This is a genomic window from Megalodesulfovibrio gigas DSM 1382 = ATCC 19364, from assembly GCF_000468495.1.
Lineage (GTDB): Bacteria > Desulfobacterota > Desulfovibrionia > Desulfovibrionales > Desulfovibrionaceae > Megalodesulfovibrio > Megalodesulfovibrio gigas.
In genome coordinates, this window is sequence record NC_022436.1 from 68,106 (window position 1) to 68,495 (window position 390).

Consider the following 390-nt stretch of genomic DNA (forward strand, 5'->3'; position numbering starts at 1 on the left):
CGCATGCTGCATCCTTGAAAAGGAGAAGGGTGAAATGATGATGTAAATTATTTCTATCCAGACGATGCGTCAGGGTCAACAAAAAAATCCAGGGCCTGCATATGGCCCAGTCCCGGAGTCAAGAGAGAACGTTAGTCCCCGTCGTTTCTCCGCATCGTCTCTTTATCGCCTTGCCCTGGAAAAAGCGCCGTTGCCTCAGGCATGCCCCCGCCTTGTCCCTTGTGCTGCCTGTTGCTGTGTCCCGGCATGCGGCCCTCCTGGCTGGAGGACACTCATACACGAGACATGCAGGGGATGGTAGAATCCCCCGGTGACGGTTACGCAGCCTGGAGGTGTCCGAAGGCTTGCGGAACTGACCGGCTGGTTAGAGCATTTTACTTTTGAAAAAGG